This window comes from Planktothrix sp. PCC 11201 (assembly GCF_900009135.1).
In the GTDB taxonomy this organism is placed as follows: Bacteria; Cyanobacteriota; Cyanobacteriia; order Cyanobacteriales; family Microcoleaceae; genus Planktothrix.
Window position 1 is genome coordinate 1 of record NZ_LT797770.1, and the last position, 1437, is coordinate 1437.

Sequence of the window (1437 nt, forward strand, 5' to 3'; positions counted from 1 at the left end):
TGGTTCTTCAGTATCTAGTATGCTAAAGATTTAGTTAAAATGCCAATTCAGTAAACATCTTGATTGAAAGTTTTTAAAATTTCTGAATCCATAAGCCGAACGTTTAATCAGTTTCAGCTTGTTATTAATTCCCTCAACTACCCCACTGGTTGTTCTATGATCAAAGTAGGCAATAATTTCATCTAGCCATCGAATCATTGTCTTTTGACTTTTCGGGAAATACTTTCTAGCTTCATCTAACCACATCCCCAATTGCCATAATCCCCCTAACCAATCATTTTTTTCCTCAAAAATTTGACGGATTTTTTCTTTGAATTCGTGCATACTTTTTAGGGTAGGAGAAACCTCTTTCACTTCGGCTAGTTTCTGGCTTTGTTGTTCATTCAAATCTTTTTCATTCTTCAAGAGAGCGTATTTACTCTTCTTCAATCCTGCTAAAATTTTTTCGGAATTGGCTTTTTCTGATTCGGACTTTGCTGTTTTTAGTAAATTTTCTTCCTTCAGCCTTTCTTGTTTTCTTTGCCCATCTAACTCCTGATTGATTTGTACCATTACATGAAATCTATCCGCTACCACTTGAGCATTTGGCATGATTTCTAAGACTAAGCTTTTGTATCCTTTCCACAGATCTATACTGACTTCTTCTATCTTTTCTAACACTTCTCTTCCCCACCCCATCAACACTTTTTTGATTTCTTCTTGTGTTCTTTTTTCGAGGATAGCAATTAATTCCGCTTTCTCTAAATCTATTAAAACTGCACAATAATTTCCTTTTCCTTTAATCAATGCTATTTCATCAATTCCTAGCCTTTTTAAATGGCTGGGTTTAAACTCTGCTAATTCTGATGATGCGTCTTTTAACATCCTTTCTATTTCTTCTGTTGTGACCAGCCCTTTTTGGGCGACACTGTTTATATCCTTTTCTAAAACTTCTTGTAGGATTCTATCAGCCAATCTTTTTGTATAAGTCCTTCTTTTTCCGACAAAATCTAAATCCTCACTAAACGGCTTTTTACATTTCTTACATTTGAACTGTCGTCTATTTATTTCCAAAAATACTGGAGATTCTCCCCAAGGTAAATCTTTAATTAGATATCGATGATTTTGATGTAATCTATGGCTTTTTTCCCCACAACGAGGACAGATACTTTCCTGATGGATTGTCTCTATCTCTAAAATTATTCCAATCCCTTTATGCTGATGGCGTGCTCCCACTTTTACTCCTTCTAGCCCCAGAAGTTCTGTGAGCATTTTAATTTCCCTGTTTGAAGCCATTGTTACCCATTTACTCTAAATTTACTCTTTTTCTGATTTCACTTAACAGTACATATCGCTCAACTCTCAACTGGAAAAAGATTTTCAGCTATTGTTGGATATATTTTTCTTCTTTCTTGATCTTATTAACTATAATTTTAGCATACTAGATACTGAAGAACC

1 protein-coding gene is annotated in these 1437 nt (G+C 34.5%); it reads right to left on the bottom strand.

The features are described from left to right. Window positions 1-30: 30 nt before the first annotated feature. On the bottom strand, window positions 31-1251 hold the full coding sequence (locus PL11201_RS25625; protein ID WP_144017774.1) for an ISL3 family transposase: 1221 nt from the start codon (window positions 1249-1251) through the stop codon (window positions 31-33). Between the last annotated feature and the right edge of the window lie 186 nt (window positions 1252-1437).